Raw genomic sequence first — 19,031 nt, 5'->3', positions numbered from 1 at the left:
TCGGCCAGCGCGACATGCCCAGTGAAGAAGCCGCCATCCAATGGGTTGAATGGTCCGCACTCGGCATCGAGTTGTTGGCGATTGCGCTGATCGTCGCCACCATCCTGGTGTCCACCGTGGTGTACGTGCTGGCGCTGGCCGTGCAGCACAAGGACCGGGTGGAAAGCTATGAACGCTACCGGCGTCGGCTGGGCCGCGCGTTGCTGCTGGGCCTGGAGATCCTGGTGGCCGCCGACATCGTGCGCACCGTCGCGCTGGACAGCACCATGAACGCGATCCTGTCGTTGGGCCTGCTGGTCATCATCCGCACCTTCCTGAGCTGGTCGGTAGTCCTGGAAGTGGAGGGCTTCTGGCCCTGGAAGCGCCCGCCAGAGCGCGCCCCACCGGCACGCGAGGAATAGCCCGGCCATGAACACCCAGGCGCTGATCCTGCACTGCCTGCAGGCAAGCATCATCGGCACCGTGTTCTCCTTCGGCCTGCAGGCGACGGTTTCCGACGCGCTGTTCCTGGTCCGTCACCCCGGCCTGCTGCTGCGCTCCGTGGTAGCCATCTTCATCGTCATGCCGCTGGTTGCCGTTCTCATGGTGGAGGTGTTCGCGCTGACCCGCGCCACCGAGATCGCGCTGGTGGTGCTGGCGCTGGCCCCGATTCCGCCGTTGCTGCCGAAGAAGGAAAGCAAGGCGGGCGGCGAGGGCGCCAATGCGCTGGGGCTGATGGTGGTGATGGGCCTGCTGGCGATCGTGATGGTGCCGCTGTTGACCTGGGTGCTGGGAGCGTACTTCGACCGCGAGTTCGGCATGCCGCCGCAGTCGATCGCCAAGATCATTCTCATCATGATCGTGCTTCCGCTGTTGGCGGGCATGGTGGTCCGCGCCATGGCACCGGCGCTGGCCACGAAACTGGCCAGGCCGATAGCGCTGGGCTCCATGGTGCTGCTGCTGGTCGCCGCCGCGCCGATCCTGTATGCAGCCGTGCCGATCGTGGTCAACCTGCTGCACAGCGGCACGCTGCTGGCCATCGTGGCGTTCATCCTGATCGGCCTGGCGGTGGGCCAGCTCCTTGCCGGCCCGGTCGCGCAGCGCCAGACCGTGCTGGCGCTGTCCACCGCAAGCCGCCATCCGGCCATCGCGCTGGCCATCGCCAAGACCAATTTTCCGGACGAGCCCTTCCTGGCCGCAACCATCGTGCTGTACCTGCTGGTGGTGACCGTGATGGCCATTCCCTACGTCACGTGGCGCCGCCGCAAGGCACCGCCTGCTCCGGAACGCAGCGCCTGAGGGGAGACATCGCCGGCGCGGCTTCGCTGCTGCGTCGTTCATCCGCATCCACGCAACGGGAGCACCGCAAATGGCCACCAAAGCCAAAAAACCCAACATCCTGGTCATGTGGGGTGACGACATCGGGCAAGCCAACCTGAGCTGCTACACCAAGGGCCTGATGGGTTACCGCACCCCCAACATCGACCGCATCGCCAAAGAGGGCATGATCTTCACCGACAGCTATGCCGAGCAGAGCTGTACGGCGGGGCGCTCGTCGTTCATCACCGGCCAGTGCGGGCTGCGCACCGGCCTGACCAAGGTGGGCCTGCCCGGCGCGGATCTCGGCCTGAAGGCGGAAGACATCACCATTGCCGAGGCGCTCAAGCCGCTCGGCTATCGCACCGGGCAGTTCGGCAAAAACCACCTCGGTGACCGCGATGAACACCTGCCCACCGCGCATGGGTTCGACGAATTCTTCGGCAACCTGTACCACCTCAATGCGGAAGAGGAGCCGGAAGAAGTCGATTATCCCAGCAAGGAAGACTTCCCGGACTTCAAGAAGAAGTACGGCCCGCGCGGTGTGCTGCACTGCTGGGCCGATGGCAAGGGCGGCCAGAAGATCGAAAACACCGGCCCGTTGACCCGCAAGCGCATGGAAACCTGCGACGACGAGTTCCTGGCCGCGGCCAAGAAATTCATCCAGGCCGCGCACGACGCAGGCGAGCCGTTCTTCGTGTGGTTCAACACCTCGCACATGCACGCCTGGACCCACGTCAAGCCGGAGAGCCGTGGCCAGTCCGGCCGCTGGCAGTCCGAGTACCACGATGTGATGATCGACCACGACAAGTGCATCGGCGAGATGCTGGATTTCCTGGATGAACTCGGCATTGCCGATGACACCTTCGTCCAGTACAGCACCGACAACGGCCCGCACATGAACACCTGGCCCGATGCCGGCACCACGCCGTTCCGCAACGAGAAGAACTCCAGCTGGGAAGGCGCGTACCGCGTGCCGTGCATGGTCCGCTTCCCGGGCCGGATCGAGGCGGGCAGCGAGTCGAACGAGATCGTCAGCCACCTCGACTGGTTCCCGACGATCCTGGCTGCGGCCGGCGAACCGGACATCAAGGAAAAGCTGAAGAAGGGCCACAAGATCGGCAAGACCACCTTCAAGGTGCACCTGGATGGCTACAACCTGGTGCCGTACCTGACCGGCAAGGAGAAGAAGAGCCCCCGCCCGGGCTTCATCTACTTCACCGACGATGGTGACGTGGCCGCGCTGCGCTACGACAACTGGAAGATGCTGTTCATGGAACAGCGCGTGCCCGGCACCTTGAAGATCTGGCAGGAGCCGTTCGTGGTGCTGCGCACGCCCTACATCTTCAACATGCGCATGGACCCGTACGAACGCGCGCAGATCACCTCCAACACGTTCTACGACTGGATGTTCCGGCACATCTACCTGCTGGTGCCGGCCCAGGCGGTCATCGCCGAGTTCCTGGCCACGTTCAAGGAGTTCCCGCCGCGGCAGAAGGCCGCCAGCTTCAGCCTGGACCAGGTGCTGGCGAAGATGACGGAGAGTTCGTCGGGGTCCTGAACCCGGGCGCCCCTGCACCCCTCGTTGGCCTGACGGTCACGAGGGGTCAGCGGGTGGCATTCCCCGAAGCTGGATGGACACCGTGGTCCTGGCCTGCAGCACCGCAAAGCGCAGGCCGATAGCGTGACGCGCGCAGAGGCGCTGGACAATCGACAGGCCCAGTCCGTGCCCGTTGCTGGCCGCGCCCTTCGCGAACGGTAGCAGCGACGCCGCGCCAACGCCGGTGCCGGGGTTGGAGATATCCAGCCAGCCGCCATCGACTGCAATGGAAACGGTGCCTTCCAGGGTATGCGCGAAGGCGTTGCCGATCAGGTTGGACAGCACGATGTTCAACACGGCGGGTGGCAGCCAGGCTTTCGCATCCGCGTCCACCCGCAGATCCACGCACACGTCACGACCCTCAAGCAACGGCGCCTGGTCGACGATGACACGCTCGATCACCGGCAGCAGCGCGACCACCGTCGGTGGCTCCTGCAGGTGCTCTTCCCGCGCCAACATGAGCAGGGTATTCACGGTCCGCTCGAGCTGCTGCACGGACTGTGCAATATGTCCCACCTGAAGGCGATGGTCCGGCGCAAGGTCGTTGCGCGCCTGCATGCGCTCGCAGGCGCTGCGGATCACCGCCAGCGGCGTGCGCAGTTCATGGCTGGCATCGCGGGTGAATTCGCGTTCGCGGTCCACGAATGCCTCGATGCGTACCAGCAGCCCCTGCAGCGTGCGGGCCAGTGCGCCAACTTCATCGTCCGGCAGGCTTTCGGCGAACCCGGTCGGCAGATGGGAGGGGCTGGCTTCGGCGACCACGTCCGACAGTCGCGACAGCGGCGCGGTCATCCGCCGCGCCAGCCACGCGCCCAGCAGCATGGCGATCACGAGCACGCCAAGGCTGGACCAGCCCAACCATTGCAGGATGCCACCCCGCATCGGCCGAACCACAAGCTGCTGGCTGACCTCGGCCACCAGCCAGGCATCGCCAGGTTCGAGCCGCCGCAGATGGTAGTGGCGACCCTGGTCGCCAGCAAACTCCCGTCGCCAGGGCTCTTCCGCCAGCCGCGCCGGCAGCCCGTCGGGCAGGCTTGCCGCCGTCTCATGCACCGCCATGCCCGGTAATGCCGGCCGCGCCCATCCACCCTGCGTCGCATGATGATGCAGCTGGACCTTGGCTTCCTGCTCCAGCAGCCCGTTGAACATCTGGTCCTCGACCAGATAGACGAACAGCACCACGTAGAAGCCGTACAGCACCGCCACCAGCAGCGCGAAACCGGAGAAGGCCAGCATCAGGCGGTGGCGCAGGCGACGACGCGGACGATGTGCGGCGCTCACGTGTCCGCCTCCAGGCGGAAGCCCACGCCGTGCACGGTCCTCAGCAGGGGCACCGGGAACGGTTTGTCGAGCACCTGCCGCAGGGTGTACAGGTGCGTACGCAGTGGATCGGACTCGGGCGGGCTGGCACCCCACAACCGCTCCACCAGCTCGCTTCGGGTCAGCGTTCGCGGCCACGCTTCGGCCAGCAGCAGCAGGAGCTGCAGGGCGGTGTGGTGGAGCACCAGTGTCTGCCCGTGTCGCTGCACCACGTTGCTGCGCCGATCAATGCTGAGGCTGCCAACCGTGAGCAGGTGCGGGGTGCCGGCACGGTGGCGCTGCGACAGGGCCACGCAACGCGCCACCAGTTCGGCACCGGCAAACGGCTTGACCAGGTAGTCATCGGCACCGCTGCGGAACCCGGCCAGCTTGTCCTCCAACGCATCACGGGCGGTCAGCATCAACACCGGCACGTGCCGGTCGCTGCGCGCGCGCAATTGCTCGCACACGCGCATGCCGTCCAGGCCGGGAAGACCCAGGTCCAGCACCAGCACGTCGGGCGGCTCGGCCAGCGCCTCCTGCAGCCCGGAAAGGCCATCGGCGGCGAAGCGGCTGTCGATGCCCTGTCCGGCGAACAGCAGTTCTAGGTTGGCGCGCAGCACCGGGTTGTCCTCGATCACCAGTACACGCAGGGCACGGCAGGGTGTCATCTCAGCTGTCGATCCGTTTCAGCAGGTCACCAGCCTGTTGCATGCCGGGCGAAGCGTCCAGTACCTCCAGCACCAGTGCCCGTGCCCGGCGGCGGTCGCCCAGCCGCAGGTGCGCCTCGGCGATGCCTAGTTTCAGCTGCGGCTCGGCCATGTAAGGCATGGCCAGCTCCATGGTCTGCAGTGCGGGGCGCAGCGCCGCAAGGTTCGTATCCGCGGCTTTTGCCTGGTAGAAGCCCAGCATGCCAATCAGCTCCACGTGATAGGACGCGGGATCCTGCTTCAGCGCGCTGGCCGCACCCGCGGCATCACCGCCGCGCAGGCGCTCGACCAGCGCCATGGAACGCTCGTCGCGCCCGGGCGTGCGTGCCACCGGGGTCCGCCCCAGGGCGCGTACGATTGCCTCGGCCACGCCAGCGGTGGAGTAGGGGTTCTGGCCAGTGACCAGGCGCCCATCCACCACCACGTGCGGCATCATCAGCGGCGCTTCGCTCCACTCGCCGCCGCGCTCGCGCAGGGCGTCCTCGAGCAGCCACGGGAATTCCTTCGCCCACTTCTTGCCGAACAGGGCTTCTTCCTCATTGGTGAAGCCGGTCAGCTGCCGGCCTGCAACCAGCGCGCTGCCGTCGGCAAGCCGCACCTCGGCCAGTGCGGCAGGTCCGTGGCACACCGCCGCAACCACCGCGCCATTGGCCCATGCCGCGCCGATCAGCCGCTGCAGCGGCTGTGAGCGGGGCAGGTCGAACATGGCGCCTTTGCCGCCCACCACATAGACCGCGCGGTAATCGCTGGCACGCAGCGTGGCGATGGGCCGGGTGGCGGCAAGCTGCGCCATGGCAGCGCCATCGGCCAGCAGCTGTGCGTTGAACGGTTCGTCGGGGTTGTACTTGTCGGGCTCGACCGGGCCACCCTGGGGGCTGGCCACCTCGACCGCCAGCCCGTTGGCCTTGAAGATCAGCCAGGCCTGCGAGAGCTCGTCGAATTCATACCCGGGCCGGGTCTTGCCGGCATCGCGGCCTTCGCCGCTGAGGACGATCAGGACCGTGTCGGCCGCCTGTGCGGCGGGCGGGAACAGCAAGGCAGCGCCCAGCAGCAGGGCAGGAAGGAAGCGGTGCATGGCAACTCCAGATCGGATGGTGATCCGGAGCATGCACCGCGCCCTTCAAGCAGACTTCAAGTCACGGTTGTCGCGTCAGTTGGCGCCGTCGCCATGCCGCACGGCGAAGATGATCTCCTTGCGGTGCATCTCCGCCAGCTCCGAGCGGGCCACCACGATCTCGTCGTCCATATCCCACACGACCTCCTTGAGGTCGCCACGCAGCTCGCGCTTGGCCGACATTTCGTCATCCCAGGCGCTGCTGTCGGTCACCACGGTGACGGTGTCCGGCGCGACCTTGATGACCTTCAACAGTCCGTAGGCCTTCTCGCCCGGCTGCTGGAACTCGGCAAACTCCGAAAGCACCGCGGCATACAGGTCACCGACCTTCGGGTCGTTCGTCTCAGCGGCCTTGTCGCCACCACGGGCGCAGGCAGTGAAAAGGCTGAGCGAGGTGAGCAGCAGGGCAAGGAAGGCAAGCTTCTTCATGGTCATCCATAATTAGAAGGGCAGAAAGTGGCGGCATTCTACCTCACCCGCTGTTACGCACGACCCGCTTGCGGTATTCGCGTACGTTGTCGCCCCGGATCCGCGTTTCCTGCGTGCCGGTGATGGTATCGACCTGCCGGTCCGAGCCGGTCACGGGCTTGGCCTCCACCGTGGTCTCACGCTCGAACGCATGCGACTTGTCGGTGTTGCGGTAGTACCGGTACAGGCCCCAGTACAAGGCGGTCGCGCTGGCGGGGCCCGCCAACAGCAACCAGAGTCCACTGTCATCGCTCATGAGGCAGCTACCAGGAACCAGAGGGTGATGGCTTCAACGATGGTGCCGGTGGTGAGCGCGGCCAGCAGCAGTTTCCACTGCTGTACCGGCACGCTGCCCATGGTTTCACCGGTTCGGCCGTTGACCGCGATGTAATGCAGCATGCCGCCGTTGCGGCCAGGCTGGTGGTACGAGTACAGCCACACCGGCAGGTACATGGATACCCAGCGCGAGCCGTGCAGGTCCACGCGTTCCTGCTCCCAGCGCACGCCACGGTCGTAGCGGCGCACCGAACCTTCCACCTGCGCCCGGGCGATGGACAGCAGCTGGTCTTCCAGCCGCGGCTTCATCTTTTCCACGTCCAGGTTGCGCTTCTCGGACGAGAAGCCCAGCAGGTACGACGCGTTCCACTTCAGCGCGTTCTTGGTATCGAACGGCAGGATCGCGTTGATGATGTTGTTGGTGTTGGCCTTGGTATCCAGGTTGCCGCGCTCGGCGGACGATTCCAGGGGCAGGTCATCCACGGTGAAGTCCACCGCGCGGTCCACCTGGTACACATCGGCGTCGTAGTAGGTCTTCTTCTTGTCACCTTCGCCGCGGGTGTACTGGCGGCTCTTGATCTCACCCTTGCCGGACACACTCGCGCTGACATTGCTGTCCACGATCATGTAGGGCATGTACACGCCCACCACGTTCTCGGGCGTGAACTGGTCCTTGAAGGCCTTCAGCGCGAACAGGCGTCGCTTGTCCACGAACTGGCGGATGCGCGCCACCGCATCGTCCTTGGTGATCCGGAACGGCAGCACCGCATCGGGCACCGCACCGTTGGCCACCTGTTCGTTGACCCCGAACACATGGCGGCACCAGTGGCAGCGTGCGGTCATGGTGGTTTCGGTGTTGATGGTCACTTCAGCGCCGCAGCCGGTGCACTTGAAGCTCATCAGGCTGGCGGTGCCGGCCTCGATGTCGCGTGCGCCGGACGCGATGATGGTGCCGCGCAGCTGGTCCAGGCCTTCGCCCAGGCCGAACTCCTGCTCGACCAGCGCGCCATGCCATTCGTTCCGGCAGAACTGGCAGACCAGCACGTCGGTGCCCAGCTTGAGCCGCACATCGGTGGAGCCGCACTTGGGGCAGCGGTTCAGGCCATCCTTGAGCTCCTCGGCACTGGTATCGAGCGCGACCGGATCGGGCGCCTCGATCTCGGCGCGGATCGGGTCGGGCAGGGTAGCCGGGTCAAGCGGGAAGCTACCCGGCAGTGGCGGCACATCGCGCGGCGAGCCGGGGCCGGTCACGCCCTCCGGCAACGGCGGTGGGCCCCCGGGCAACGGGGGCGGTGTCTTCGGGTCGGACATGGTTTCGTTCGCCCGCCTTACAGACCCAGTGCCTTGGCCTTGAGTGCGTCGTAGTCGTCCTGGGTGATCAGGCCGAGGTCCAGCATCTCCTTGGCCTTCTTGAGCTTGGCGACCGGATCGTCGGCTGCCGGTGCTGCCGGGGTCACCGGCTGCTGCAGGCCGCCCGCACCGAACATGCCGGTCGCCATGCCCACCCCGACCAGGCCTGCCGCGCCGCCATTCTCACCGGCCGACTGGATGCCCTGGGCCACGCTGGCCTGCAGGTTGGAGTTGCCACGCCCACCCGACAGCGCATCGGCGCGCTGCACGGTCTTGAGCAGCTCGCGGGTGTTGGCGTCGTATTCGATGGAGACGATGGCGGTCTTGACGATGGCCAGGCCACGGTCGGACTTCCACTGGTAGCCCTGTTCAACCGCCGCCGACAGACTCTGGGCAAAGCCCAGCGAATCCTGCTGCAGCTTGGTGATGCGGTTGCCCTTGGAGGGATCATTGGTGTACAGGCTGAACGCCGGCGCCAGCGAACCCACCACTTCATTGAACAGCTGGGTGGCGGCCGCGTTGTCCAGGTCGGTGAAGTCGAACACCTTGCCCGGCTGCAGGTAGCTGGCCGGCACGAAGTTCTTCACGAACAGGATCGGGTCGACGATCTTCAGCGTGTACGAGCCCCGCGTGACCGCGCCTACCTGGGTGTTGAGGAAGCCGTCGTCCCAATAGATTTCCGACTGGGTACCGAAGCGGTTGTCGGGCAGTTCCTTCAGCGAGACGAAGAAGGCCGCCTGCTGGCCGCCCGGCTGGCCGCCGAACTTGAAGCGCTCCCAGCTCTGCTTGATCAGCGGGGTGACGATGCCGTCGCCGGCGAAGATGGACTGCGAATTCAGGTCATCCGAGCGCCATTCATAGCCACCCGGTTCGGCCACGAAGCCGGTAATGGCGCCGTCCTGGAACAGCAGCAGGCCGTAGCCTTCGGGCACCACGATCTTCGAGCCGTTGGTGATGATGTTGGACGAGCCGCTGGTATTGGACCCGCGCCCGGCATTGGTGCCCTGCGGCACGGCCGCGAACAGCGCCGCGGTAGCGGGCAGGCCCGTCGGCACAGTGTAGAAGTCCTTCCACTGGTCGGCCAGCACGCCGCCCACTGCACCCTTCACAGCCTGTACAAGACCCATGACCCGCTCCCTGTGATCCAAGGACGGGCACCGCGCCCGTCACGATGGGGGGACTATAGCAGCCGGCTTGGAAGGGGGTGGAGTGACCTCCACCTATCAGAATCTCGTAGGATTCAAGGGACGGGGGACGCCGATCAACGGCCCCAGCCCAATCTAAGAGGCCAAAGCATGGATCTGCTTGTTGATTCCACCAAGTCGTATCGCCTCTTCGTGGATGATCTGGGCCAGCTTTGCCTTGGCATCATGACCGGCGGCTTTGCCTTGTACGAGGTTACGTTTCGCCTTTCCGGAGAGGAGCAGGCCGAGTACGCCAAGCATGGCAAGGCGTTCCTCGAAGAGCTTTCGTACAGGGCATCGAGGGATCCTGGTGGGTACTGCGCCCGCTAGCAGGCAAGGTGGCCGATGACATCCTTCTGGGCGTCGTGGCTTGGCGGGATGGATACATCTAGTTGTTGCCAATCGGCGCGCGGATCCACGGAGTACGCTCAGCAGGGCAGCCTGCATTAGAGGTGGATGTCAGTGACCCATTTGAGCCGATTCGTGATGACGCATTCCGCTAAGGGTCTTTCTGTAAGTGAAGTGCTTGCCCTCCTGAAGCGGGGTGAGGAAGTCTCCTGCTCCAAGTGCGGTTCGCGACTTCAGACAATTCCAGAAGAATGGGCGGAAGGGACCCCGCTTAGATTGATCAAATGCCCGATCAGCGAGGGTCACTACGTTGTGTTCTTTGAAGACGCAGAGGCGATGCACGATATCAGAGATCTCATCAGGAGCTTTGGTCGCAAATGAAGGGGCGCACTGCCGGTCTGTCCCGTGGCAGATTGCACTTCATTTTGCCGTCTACGGAGTACGGTTCCGGTATGCTCGACCCTTGGTTTTTGGCTTGCCTTGGTAAGATCAAACATGAAAGTTTCGAAATCCATCCTTGAAGCTGAAGATTTCCTTGCGTCTTCCATCTGGCGCGACGATCGAGACACGGAGAAAGTCTCTCCTGTAGTCGATCTGGACGATGAAATCGAGAGCATTGGTGATCTTTTCTTCAGGGTAAGAATAGAAACGCCTCAAGGGCTGTCATTCGATGGTTTCGTTTCTGGCATCGGTGACGTTGGCATGGGGATTTTCGCAAACGGAAAGATGTATGCAATCAACTCGAACTTCCCGAAGTTCTCGATTGAAAGCGTAACGAGGCTCTTGGCTGACAACCCAGGGCTTGGGCCTCTTGAGGCCTCCTCTCTCTTTCCTCTTCGATTCACTACGATGATCGAGAGGGAGCCAATCAGGGAGTTCTCAGGCGAAATCGATCTTCGTGTGCCGTAGTGCCATCGCATGCACCTGACGGCCTTGGAAGCTCGCTCTCTAGTGGCGTGATGGGCAAGATGGAGACTCAACAAGATGACCGGCGTAACCGTTCCCCTGTTCGAGACATTTGAAGCGGCGCTCGCTGAATTCATGAAGGATGGCTCTGTTACTACGGTTCGTTGCGAGCGATGCGAAGGTGTGATTGAGATCGCCGCACCGAATCCGTCCGGAATGATTGTGAGATGCAGTTGCGGCGCCTATAACGATAACCTGCGCGGAATCTGAGGAAGTCCAGTAGGTGGCTCGGAGTTACTGCCGACGCAACCCATGAACTGCGGAAATCGCCGCCAGCCGCTGCCCTGAAGGTCGGGCGCGCGGCGCTGGCGGGACTGAAGGTGGGGTTGTCGCAGCGCTGAATCGCTTATGGCAGATCGCACTTCATCTTGCCGTCCACATAGTACGGCTTGGGTACGTTCGGGTTCTCGCTGGTCTTCTCGAACACCACCTCGAAGGAGGCCGCATCCGGCGTGCCCTTACGCTCTGTGCAGGCGTCCTGCAGCTTCTTCTTGACCGCGGCGATGCCCGCGTCGCGATTGGCGCCGTCTGCGCTGTTGGTCAGGTTGGCGACTTCCGCGAAGGCGAGGGAACTCATGCCCAGCAGGCATCCGGCAACAACGGCAGCGTGCAGCTTCTTCATTGCGACTCCTTTGCAGTGTTTGATTGCTTCCCTCGATCAAGCCGAGCGGAACGATTGATGCGCCGGGCGTTGTGCCTGTAGCGCGCTGCTAGGATAAGCAAGGCAGGTTAAGGCTTCGTGGTTGGTACTGGACGGAAGGAGTGATGCAGGATGCTGATCAAGGTGATGGCGTGGTTGCTGGTGCTGGCGGCGGCATTCTTCGCCATAGTTGGAGCCGCGCCGTTCGGCGGCGGCGCATTCTTCCCGATCATTTCATTGCCAGCCGGCGCGTTCATGGCGTGGCGAGGTCAGGTCGTGGCGCCGTTGCTGGTGGTGTGCTGGGCCGTCGTCGGGTTCTGGATTTCGGTGTTTCCGGTGGCTGAGATAGTGGATGGGTGGGGGATCGCGGTCTGGCTGGGAGCCTGGACTGCTGCGGTGTTCGTTGGGGTTTTTCGGCGTCGGCCAGCGGATCACGACCAACGGTCGTGAACTACCGATTGCCATAGCGACTCAGTCCGGGCGCTCGCGGCGGCGACGCTCGTACAGCTTCATGTCCGCGCGGTTGATGGTGTCGGCGACGGTCTCGGAGGGGCGGCTGATGGCGCAGCCGCCAGAGAAGCGGACCGGGGCCAGGTGGGCGCGTGCCTGATAGGTGGCCTCCAGTGCCTGCAGCCGCTCCATGCTGGCGCCGGGTACGAACACCAGGAATTCATCGCCGCCCAGGCGCACTACCACCTCGTTATCTTCGAGCGGGCTGGACAGGAACGCCACGAACTCGACCAGTACTGAGTCGCCGTGGGCATGCCCCTGGGTGTCGTTGATCTCCTTGAAGTGGTCCAGGTCGAACACCAGGCAGCCCCACGCTTCGAGCTGCTGCTGTGCGAGCTCGCTCAGGTAGCGCCGGTTGAAAGAGCGGGTGAGCGGATCGCGGATCGCCATTTCCAGCAGTTGGCGCTCCTGCAGGTGCTGGGTGGTGATGTCCTGTGCGTGGCCCAGCACGTACGGCGGGTCAGCTTCGGTATCGAGCACGTTGTGATACGCCCAGTAACGGCGCGAGCCATCCTCGGCCACAAGCTCCATCAGGCCGGAGTCGCTCTGGTTTTCGGCGACGCGTTGCAGGTAGTACTGGAGCTGGTCCTGGCGTTCCAGCGGAATGATCTCTGCCAGCGAGCGACCCAACAATTCCGCTTCCGGGCGGCCCAGTGATAGCGAGGCTGCAGGGTTCACCGACGTGATTTCCCCAGACAGCGTGTGCGTACAGATCAAGCCGAGGCTGTGCTGGAACAGGCGGCGGTAACGCGCTTCGCTCTGCGCCAGTGCATCCACGGCGGAGCGTTGTTCCGTTACGTCCTGGATGGCGCCGATCAAGCGGGCACCGGCGGCGTCTTCGACGCGCTTGCCCACGATGTGCAACCAGCTGCGTTCGCCAGCGGCAGTGATGGCGCGAAGCGTCAGGTCGATGGGAGATCCGTCGGCGGCGCAGGCGGCGATGGCGGCCTGCAGCTGCGCGTGGCCCGGCTCCGGGTAGAAGGACAGGGCGGCAGCCACGTTCGGGTCGAAATCCTCGGGTACGCCATGGATCAAATGGGTCTCACGGGTCCAGGACAGCGTGTTGGTGTCCAGCGCCAGCTCCCAGCCACCCACCCTGGCCAATGTGTTGGTCTGCTCAAGGAAGGCCTCGCTTCGCAACAGCTGGTGGTGCAGGCGAGCACGTTCGGTCATGGGGTCCTCCGCAGCGTCTGCCGTCATCGTAGGGACGGGGTAGGGAGGGGGTGGTGAAGCCGTCGAGGGCATATTGACCTGTAATGTTATAATGTCACACTATGTGACCTGGCCGCGCTGCGGCACCCCCTCCAGATTTGTGACGCCTGCCTCTAAATGAAGATCCATGCCCTGATGACGGCCGTCGCCGCTGTCGTTTTTGCCCCCGAATCCCGCGCCCAGTCGTCCGATTCCGCGCTCACCCTGGGTAAGGTCGATGTGCACCAGCACACCGAAGGTCAGCTCACCGCCCACCAGGTGCTGACCTCGGTGGACGTGCTCGGCGCGGACCAGATCGAGGACAAGAACGTCTCGCACAGCTGGGAACTGCTTGGCCAGATGCCCGGCATCCAGCTCACCGAAACCCGTCAGGGTGCCGAATCGGGCAAGGTCAGCTTCCGCGCCTTCAATGGCGAGGGCTACCTCAATGCGATCAAGACCCTGATCGACGGTGTGCCCAGCAACGTCAACAGTGGCAACCAGCGCTTCATCGACATGCTGTTTCCGCTGGAAATCAGCTTCATTGAAGTGGTGCGTGGCACCAACGACCCGCGTTACGGCCTGCACAACATCGGCGGCAACGTGAACTTCGGCACGCGCCAGGGTGGCAACTACACCGATGGCCGGTTCGGCTACGGCAGTTACAACACCCGCGACGCGCAGCTGGCCATTGGCCGGGAAAACAACGGCTTCGCGCAGAACTACTTCATCGGCACCCAGGCCTCGGATGGGTATCGTGACCACGACAGCTCACGCAAGTACGCTATCGGGGGCAAGTGGTTCTACGGCAGCCTGGACGACGGCATGCGCATCGGCCTCACCGCACGTGCCTACCACCACGAAGCCGATGAGCCAGGCTTCATGACGGCCGAAGAACTGCGTACCGACCGCCGTGGCTCGCAGCTGCGCAACGCCAACGATGGCGACGACCGTGACATGCGCCAGATCGGCGTGCACATGGACCTGAAGCTGGCCGACACGCTGTTCCTGGGCAGCAAGCTGTACTACAACCGCTACGAAGACGACCGCCGGGTGACCTTCAGCGACCTGCCCGCCGGCAATGCGCCGCGCCAGCGCCGCGTGTGGGACGAAAAGCAGACCGGTATGCTCACCACGCTGACCTGGCAGGCCGGCGCTACGCTGACGCTCGAAGGCGGGGTGAACGTCGAGCACCAGGACAACGGCTACATCCGCGAGCGTTTCAGCTACGCAGAGCCCACCGACTTCAGCGCCACTCCGGCACGCGTACAGAACAACGACCGCCATACCTTCGACAATTACGGCGCGTATGTGCAGGCGATCTACCAGCCCATCGACGCGCTGAAGATCGTGCCGGCGTACCGGGTGGACCGTTTCGATGGCGATACCCGCCTGCCGGGCGGCATCACCGGCCCGCTGCAGCGCTACGGCACCATCGACCAGCCCAAGCTGAGCGTGGTCTATGCCTTCAACGACAGCACCAACGTCTACGCCAACTGGGGCCGCACCTTCCAGGTGCTGACCGGTTCCACCGCGCCGGCGTACCTGACGCCAGGGCAGGAAGCCATGAACCCGTCCACCAATACCGGCATGGAGCTGGGCATGAAGTTCAGCCCCTTTGCCGGCAGCCAGGCGCGCATCGCGGTATGGCAGCAGGATGCGGCCAACGAAGTGTCCAACATGCCCGCCACCGGCACCACCGTGACCCTCGGCAAGACCCGCCGCCGTGGCGTGGATGCACAGATCAGCGCGCAGGTGGGGGAGAAGTGGACGGTATGGGCCTCCCACGCGTACCAGGAGGCAAAGATCGAGCGAGATGGTCGCGATGCCAGCCTGTCGCTGGAGGGGCGTGAAGTCGCCGCGACCCCGCGTTACATCAGCAACATCGGCCTCGACTTCCAGGCCACCGAAGCCCTGCAGCTCGGCCTGCAGGGCAGGGCGCAGGGCGATTACTACCTGGAAGAGCGCAACGTGGCCGGCAAGTACGGTGGCTTCGCAGTGCTGGACCTCAGCGCCCGCTATGACATCACCCCACGCTGGAGCGTGGATGTGCAGATGAAGAACGCCACCGACCGCCAGTACGCTTATGCGTGGTACGACAGCTTCTTCTGGGAGCAGCCGCAGCCGATGTTCTCACCGGCTGCGGGGCGTTCGCTCCATCTTGCCTTCAACATGAAGCTCTGACCGATCAGAACCGCGCAGTTGCGCCCACGAAGAAGGTGCGCGCACCGCCGTCGTAGTTGTTGCCTTCGTCGATGGTGGAGACGTCGCCGGCGTTCAGCACGCCTGCGCGCAGGGTCAGGTTTTCGTTGACGTTGAACCCGGTCACCAGGTCCCACGTGGTGTAGGCCTTGGCGAACGTCGAGCTGGTGCTGGAGACCAGCTGCTCGCCGATGTGCTGCGCGCTCAGGTTCAAGGACCAGGCGTCGGTCACCTGCCAGTCCAGCGAGGTATTGGCGGTGATCTTGGGCACCACCAGCAGGTTCGCGCCGGTGGTGCGGTTCTTCGATTCCAGCATGCGGGTAGCGTTGGTGGTCCAGCTCAGGCGCTCGTGCAGGGGCACGGTGACGCTGGCTTCCACGCCGCGGGTGCGCGCCTTCTGGATGTTCTGCGCCACCGTCCACCAGAAGCCGTTGACGAAGCTGGAGTCGTAGCCGGCAATCTCGCGCAGCGGCACCTGTTCGATCTTGTCGTCGAAGTCGGTGAGGAAGTAGGTGGCCGAGGCCGACCAGCCGCCGCGATCAAAGCCGACGCCCAGCTCGTAGTTGGTGCTGGTTTCCGGTTCCAGGTTCGGGTTGCCGGCCATGTAGCAGCCGGTGGTGCCATCGGCGCTGACCGAACGGTTGGTCCAGCCTTCCACGGTCAGGCTGCGGCAGCCGTTGCCACCGGACTGGGTGGCCGCACCGGCGCTGCCCTGCTTCAGGTTCGGCGCACGGAAGCCCTGCGATACGCCACCGCGCACGGTCCAGTCATCGGACGGGTGCCACACCCCGTAGATGCGCGGGCTGAGGTTGTCGTCGTAGTTTTCGGTGTTGTCCCAGCGCAGGCCCAAGGTCAGCGTGAAGCGCTCATGCAGGGTGATGTGGTCTTCGGCGAACAGCGCCCACGAATCGGCCTCGTTGGTCGGGCTGATGCGGCCGCTGCCGCTCCAGGTCACCGGCACCGTGCCGATGGTGTCGGTGTTCTGCAGTTCTTCGCGCTTCCACTGGCCACCCACGTTCAAGCGGTGCTCGAAGCCCAGGTGGAAGCCGGTGGCGAAGGCGGTATCGAACACGGTTTCCTTGGAGTGGTTGCCCACCTGGCTGCCCTTGTCCTCGTAATCGTTCTGGGTCAGCGTGGACTTGGAGGTGCTGGCATCGCCATAGCGGCCGTCATGGGTCACCACGTAGCCGGTGTGCACCAGCTTGGACAGGCCCCATGCGCCGACATCGCCGCCACCGCTGTTGCGCTGCACGCCATGGGTAGCTTCGAAGCCCACGGTGTGGTCGCCGTTGATCGCCCAGTTGAGCAGCGCGTTGGCGTTCTCGGCCTTGGTGCCCGGGGTCTGGCCACGGCCACGATCGGATTCGCGATCGGTCACGTTGGCGCCGATGCGCAGGCCCAGGTTTTCCGTGAGCGGGCCACTGAACAGCGCGCCCATCTGGGTGGTGTTGCCGCGCGTGGACGAATCCGGCTTGCTGTAGTTGAAGGTGACCGAGCCACCCCATTCCGGGGCGATCTTGCGGGTGATGATGTTGATCACCCCGCCCATGGCGTCAGAGCCGTACAGCGACGACATCGGGCCACGCACCACTTCGATGCGCTCGATCATGTCCGGCGACAGCCAGTTCAGATCCTGCGGACCGAGGTCATCGCGGTAGTTCACGCCGGACGAATTGCCTTGGCGGCGGCCGTCGATGAGGATCAGCGTGTACTGCTCGGGCAACCCGCGCAGGCGGATCTTCGATTGCGCACCAGACAGCGCGTAGCCACCGGTCACGCCCGGCACGGTGCTGAGCAGCTGGCCGATGCTGGTCACCGGCTTGCGCTCGATTTCCTGGCGTGTGATCACGCTGATGCTGGCGGGCGCATCCTTGATCCACTGCTGGGCACCGGTGGCGGTGACCACCACGGTGTCCATGTTTTTGGCATCGCCCGCGGCATCGGCGGCCGCATGGGCCTGGGCGGAAAGGGCGAGGGTGATGGCGGCGGCCAGAGCGGCGGCGGCGTGGGCAGAACGGGGGGAGGAACCGTGCATCGAGCAAACTCCTGAGTAAGAGGGTCCGCTGGCGATGGCTGGGACGTCCGTGTGCGTTGTTTCAGACAACTTTAACAATCGTATCACGAATCATTCGCATCAGATACATTGCGACATGAAGGCGCCAGCATCCTGCCGGCGCCGTCGCGCGCCTCACCAATCGGTGGGCGCGTAATCCTTCAGGAACTGGCCCCACACGTGCTCGCCCGTGTTGAAGCCGTGGATGATCGGGTCGACGATGCGCGCGGCGCCATCAACGATGTCCAGCGGCGGGTGGAAGCGTTCTTCCTCCACCTTGCGCGCGGCGATCTCTGCCGGATCTTCATCGGTCACCCAGCCGGTATCCACGGAATTCATGTGGATCCCGTCGTTCTGGTAATCGGCCGCCGAGGTGCGCGTCATCATGTTCAACGCGGCCTTGGCCATGTTGGTATGCGGGTGGCGGGTGGTCTTGAAGTTGCGGTAGAACTGCCCCTCCATCGCCGACACGTTGACGATGTGCTTGTCGCGCTCGGGCGAGCGCAGCATCAGCGGCTTCAGGCGCGCGTTGATGATGAACGGTGCGATGGCGTTGACCAGCTGGGTTTCCAGCAGTTCCACCGAGGGCACTTCGGCCATCAGCAGGCGCCACGAATTGCGCCCACGCAGGTCCACCTGCTGCAGGTCCTGGTCCAGCCGGCCTTCGGGGAACAGGTGCTGCTGGCCCAGCAGTTCATCGGCCAGCAACGGCACCTGCGAAAGCTCGGCCGCGCGGGTCAGGCCATCGGCACCCACCAGCGCCTGCTCCTGCAGCGACGGCACGTTGGCATCCGAGCCCAGGCCCAGCATCTCCGGGCTGCGCAGCCCTTCGTACTGGCCCACCAGCTTGCGGATGGTGTCCGGCAGGTCGTGCAGGGCGGCGGTTTCGCCGGCCATCATGTGCGCGTAGAACTGCGGCGGGCGGCGCACGGTCTGGCAGGCGTTGTTGATGATGAAGTCCAGGCGCGTGCGCGTGGCCAGCAGCTCGTTGCAGAACGCTTCCACGCTGGGCGTGTGGCGCAGGTCCAGGCCGTACACCTGCAGGCGGTGGCCCCATTCGGCGAAGTCCGGCTCTTCGGCGTAGCGTGCGGCCGAATCACGCGGGAAGCGCGTGGTCACGATCAGCTCGGCACCTGCGCGCAGCAGCTTCAGGCCCGCCTGGTAGCCGATCTTGACCCGGCCACCGGTGAGCAGCGCCACGCGGCCGCGCAGGTCGGCGGTTTCGGTGCGCTTGATGAAGTTCAGCTCGGCGCAGGCCGGGCACATCTGGTCATAGAAATGGTGCAGCTGGGTGAACTTCTGCTTGCACACATAGCAGTGGCGCAGCTCCGGCGAATGCACCGGCTCCGGCGCGGCTTCGGCGTTCTCACCGTTGTGCGCGTCGTGCAGGCCGGCCTTGTGCGGCGGGAAGTAGTTCGGCGTGCTGAACACCGGCTTGCGGCGCAGGGCACGGATGCCGGTCTGCTCCAGCAGCGCTTCGGCCTTGCGCACCTTTTCGTGGTGGCGTGCCTTGGCCTGCTGCTTGAGCATCGCCCGGCGTGCCTTCGGCTCGGGGTGGTAGACCTTGGCTACCACCTGGTGGAAACGCACGCGATCGTCTTCCGGCAGCGTGTCCAGCACGGCGCGGTCGGCCTCGATCGCCTCCAGCAGGTCCAGCGCGGCGCGCAGGCGGTCGGTCAGGGGCAGCTCGTCCTGGGGCAGGGCGTCGGCGGGAGGGGAAGCGATAGCGTTCACGTTGGATCCGGAGATGACGGCAGGATGGCGGCCCCCGCGGTTGGGCCCGGGCGCCGGGTGAGCGGGCCCCGTATTGTACCGCCACCAGGG

General features: G+C 64.7%; 19 protein-coding genes. 8 read left to right on the top strand and 11 right to left on the bottom strand.

Annotated elements, in window-relative coordinates:
- Nucleotides 1-14: 14 nt before the first annotated feature.
- The 3 genes from QMX79_RS08450 (at nucleotide 15) to QMX79_RS08440 (ending at nucleotide 2,857) form a co-directional block, all read left to right on the top strand.
- Nucleotides 15-401 carry a DUF1622 domain-containing protein gene (locus QMX79_RS08450; RefSeq protein WP_282246314.1) on the top strand — a complete coding sequence of 129 codons (387 nt, stop codon included), beginning with the start codon at nucleotides 15-17 and terminating at the stop codon, nucleotides 399-401.
- 7 nt (nucleotides 402-408) lie between these two features.
- Nucleotides 409-1,278 (top strand): hypothetical protein, encoded by an 870-nt coding sequence (locus QMX79_RS08445; protein ID WP_282246312.1) that lies wholly within the window; start codon nucleotides 409-411, stop codon nucleotides 1,276-1,278.
- Nucleotides 1,279-1,348: 70 nt separating this feature from the next.
- Nucleotides 1,349-2,857 (top strand): arylsulfatase, encoded by a 1,509-nt coding sequence (locus tag QMX79_RS08440; RefSeq protein ID WP_282246310.1) that lies wholly within the window; start codon nucleotides 1,349-1,351, stop codon nucleotides 2,855-2,857.
- A gap of 36 nt (nucleotides 2,858-2,893) precedes the next feature.
- On the opposite strand, the gene QMX79_RS08435 is transcribed toward QMX79_RS08440, so the two are convergent.
- The 7 genes from QMX79_RS08435 to QMX79_RS08405 form a co-directional block, all read right to left on the bottom strand.
- Nucleotides 2,894-4,132: a HAMP domain-containing sensor histidine kinase gene (locus QMX79_RS08435; protein WP_282246308.1), complete on the bottom strand. Its 1,239-nt coding sequence runs from the start codon at nucleotides 4,130-4,132 to the stop codon at nucleotides 2,894-2,896.
- Between the two features lie 41 nt (nucleotides 4,133-4,173).
- Entirely contained in the window at nucleotides 4,174-4,848 is a 675-nt protein-coding gene (locus QMX79_RS08430; protein ID WP_282246331.1) for a response regulator transcription factor, read from the bottom strand.
- A gap of 19 nt (nucleotides 4,849-4,867) precedes the next feature.
- Nucleotides 4,868-5,980 carry a type 1 glutamine amidotransferase domain-containing protein gene (locus tag QMX79_RS08425; protein ID WP_282246306.1) on the bottom strand — a complete coding sequence of 371 codons (1,113 nt, stop codon included), beginning with the start codon at nucleotides 5,978-5,980 and terminating at the stop codon, nucleotides 4,868-4,870.
- A 75-nt stretch (nucleotides 5,981-6,055) separates the two neighbouring features.
- A complete protein-coding gene (locus tag QMX79_RS08420; protein ID WP_282246304.1) occupies nucleotides 6,056-6,448 on the bottom strand; it encodes a hypothetical protein in 393 nt (130 codons plus the stop codon).
- A 43-nt stretch (nucleotides 6,449-6,491) separates the two neighbouring features.
- Entirely contained in the window at nucleotides 6,492-6,743 is a 252-nt protein-coding gene (locus tag QMX79_RS08415) for a hypothetical protein (protein ID WP_093535649.1), read from the bottom strand.
- Entirely contained in the window at nucleotides 6,740-8,074 is a 1,335-nt protein-coding gene (locus QMX79_RS08410; protein WP_282246297.1) for a TFIIB-type zinc ribbon-containing protein, read from the bottom strand. The genes QMX79_RS08415 and QMX79_RS08410 overlap by 4 nt, the downstream gene beginning before the upstream one ends.
- 17 nt (nucleotides 8,075-8,091) lie before the next feature.
- Complete coding sequence (locus tag QMX79_RS08405) at nucleotides 8,092-9,240, bottom strand: SPFH domain-containing protein (protein WP_282246295.1); 1,149 nt, start codon at nucleotides 9,238-9,240, stop codon at nucleotides 8,092-8,094.
- 168 nt (nucleotides 9,241-9,408) lie between these two features.
- Between QMX79_RS08405 and QMX79_RS08400 the strand changes: the two genes are divergently transcribed.
- From QMX79_RS08400 to QMX79_RS08390, 3 genes are all read left to right on the top strand, one after another.
- Nucleotides 9,409-9,627, top strand: a complete 219-nt coding sequence (locus QMX79_RS08400) for a hypothetical protein (protein WP_282246293.1) — start codon at nucleotides 9,409-9,411, stop codon at nucleotides 9,625-9,627.
- A gap of 513 nt (nucleotides 9,628-10,140) precedes the next feature.
- Complete coding sequence (locus QMX79_RS08395; RefSeq protein WP_282246291.1) at nucleotides 10,141-10,554, top strand: hypothetical protein; 414 nt, start codon at nucleotides 10,141-10,143, stop codon at nucleotides 10,552-10,554.
- Between the two features lie 75 nt (nucleotides 10,555-10,629).
- Nucleotides 10,630-10,821, top strand: a complete 192-nt coding sequence (locus QMX79_RS08390) for a hypothetical protein (RefSeq protein WP_282246289.1) — start codon at nucleotides 10,630-10,632, stop codon at nucleotides 10,819-10,821.
- Between the two features lie 136 nt (nucleotides 10,822-10,957).
- Here the strand turns inward: QMX79_RS08390 and QMX79_RS08385 are convergent, their stop codons facing one another.
- Entirely contained in the window at nucleotides 10,958-11,233 is a 276-nt protein-coding gene (locus QMX79_RS08385) for a hypothetical protein (protein ID WP_282246287.1), read from the bottom strand.
- Between the two features lie 150 nt (nucleotides 11,234-11,383).
- Here QMX79_RS08385 and QMX79_RS08380 point away from each other — a divergent pair, with 150 nt between their 5' ends.
- Nucleotides 11,384-11,701 (top strand): hypothetical protein, encoded by a 318-nt coding sequence (locus QMX79_RS08380; RefSeq protein ID WP_282246285.1) that lies wholly within the window; start codon nucleotides 11,384-11,386, stop codon nucleotides 11,699-11,701.
- A 21-nt stretch (nucleotides 11,702-11,722) separates the two neighbouring features.
- On the opposite strand, the gene QMX79_RS08375 is transcribed toward QMX79_RS08380, so the two are convergent.
- Nucleotides 11,723-12,934 (bottom strand): sensor domain-containing diguanylate cyclase, encoded by a 1,212-nt coding sequence (locus QMX79_RS08375; protein WP_282246283.1) that lies wholly within the window; start codon nucleotides 12,932-12,934, stop codon nucleotides 11,723-11,725.
- A 156-nt stretch (nucleotides 12,935-13,090) separates the two neighbouring features.
- On the opposite strand from QMX79_RS08375, the gene QMX79_RS08370 reads away from it, so the two are divergent.
- A complete protein-coding gene (locus tag QMX79_RS08370; protein ID WP_282246281.1) occupies nucleotides 13,091-15,136 on the top strand; it encodes a TonB-dependent receptor in 2,046 nt (681 codons plus the stop codon).
- A gap of 4 nt (nucleotides 15,137-15,140) precedes the next feature.
- On the opposite strand, the gene QMX79_RS08365 is transcribed toward QMX79_RS08370, so the two are convergent.
- Nucleotides 15,141-17,189, bottom strand: coding sequence for a TonB-dependent receptor (locus QMX79_RS08365; protein WP_282246279.1), 2,049 nt, complete (start codon nucleotides 17,187-17,189; stop codon nucleotides 15,141-15,143).
- 153 nt (nucleotides 17,190-17,342) lie between these two features.
- Complete coding sequence (locus QMX79_RS08360) at nucleotides 17,343-18,908, bottom strand: SDR family oxidoreductase (RefSeq protein ID WP_282246330.1); 1,566 nt, start codon at nucleotides 18,906-18,908, stop codon at nucleotides 17,343-17,345.
- Nucleotides 18,909-19,031: the final 123 nt, after the last annotated feature.

The organism is Stenotrophomonas sp. PS02300, assembly GCF_029959395.1.
Taxonomy (GTDB): domain Bacteria; phylum Pseudomonadota; class Gammaproteobacteria; order Xanthomonadales; family Xanthomonadaceae; genus Stenotrophomonas; species Stenotrophomonas maltophilia_AD.
The sequence above is the reverse complement of the archived record's forward strand: the minus strand, read 5'-3'. Positions and strand labels throughout refer to the sequence as shown.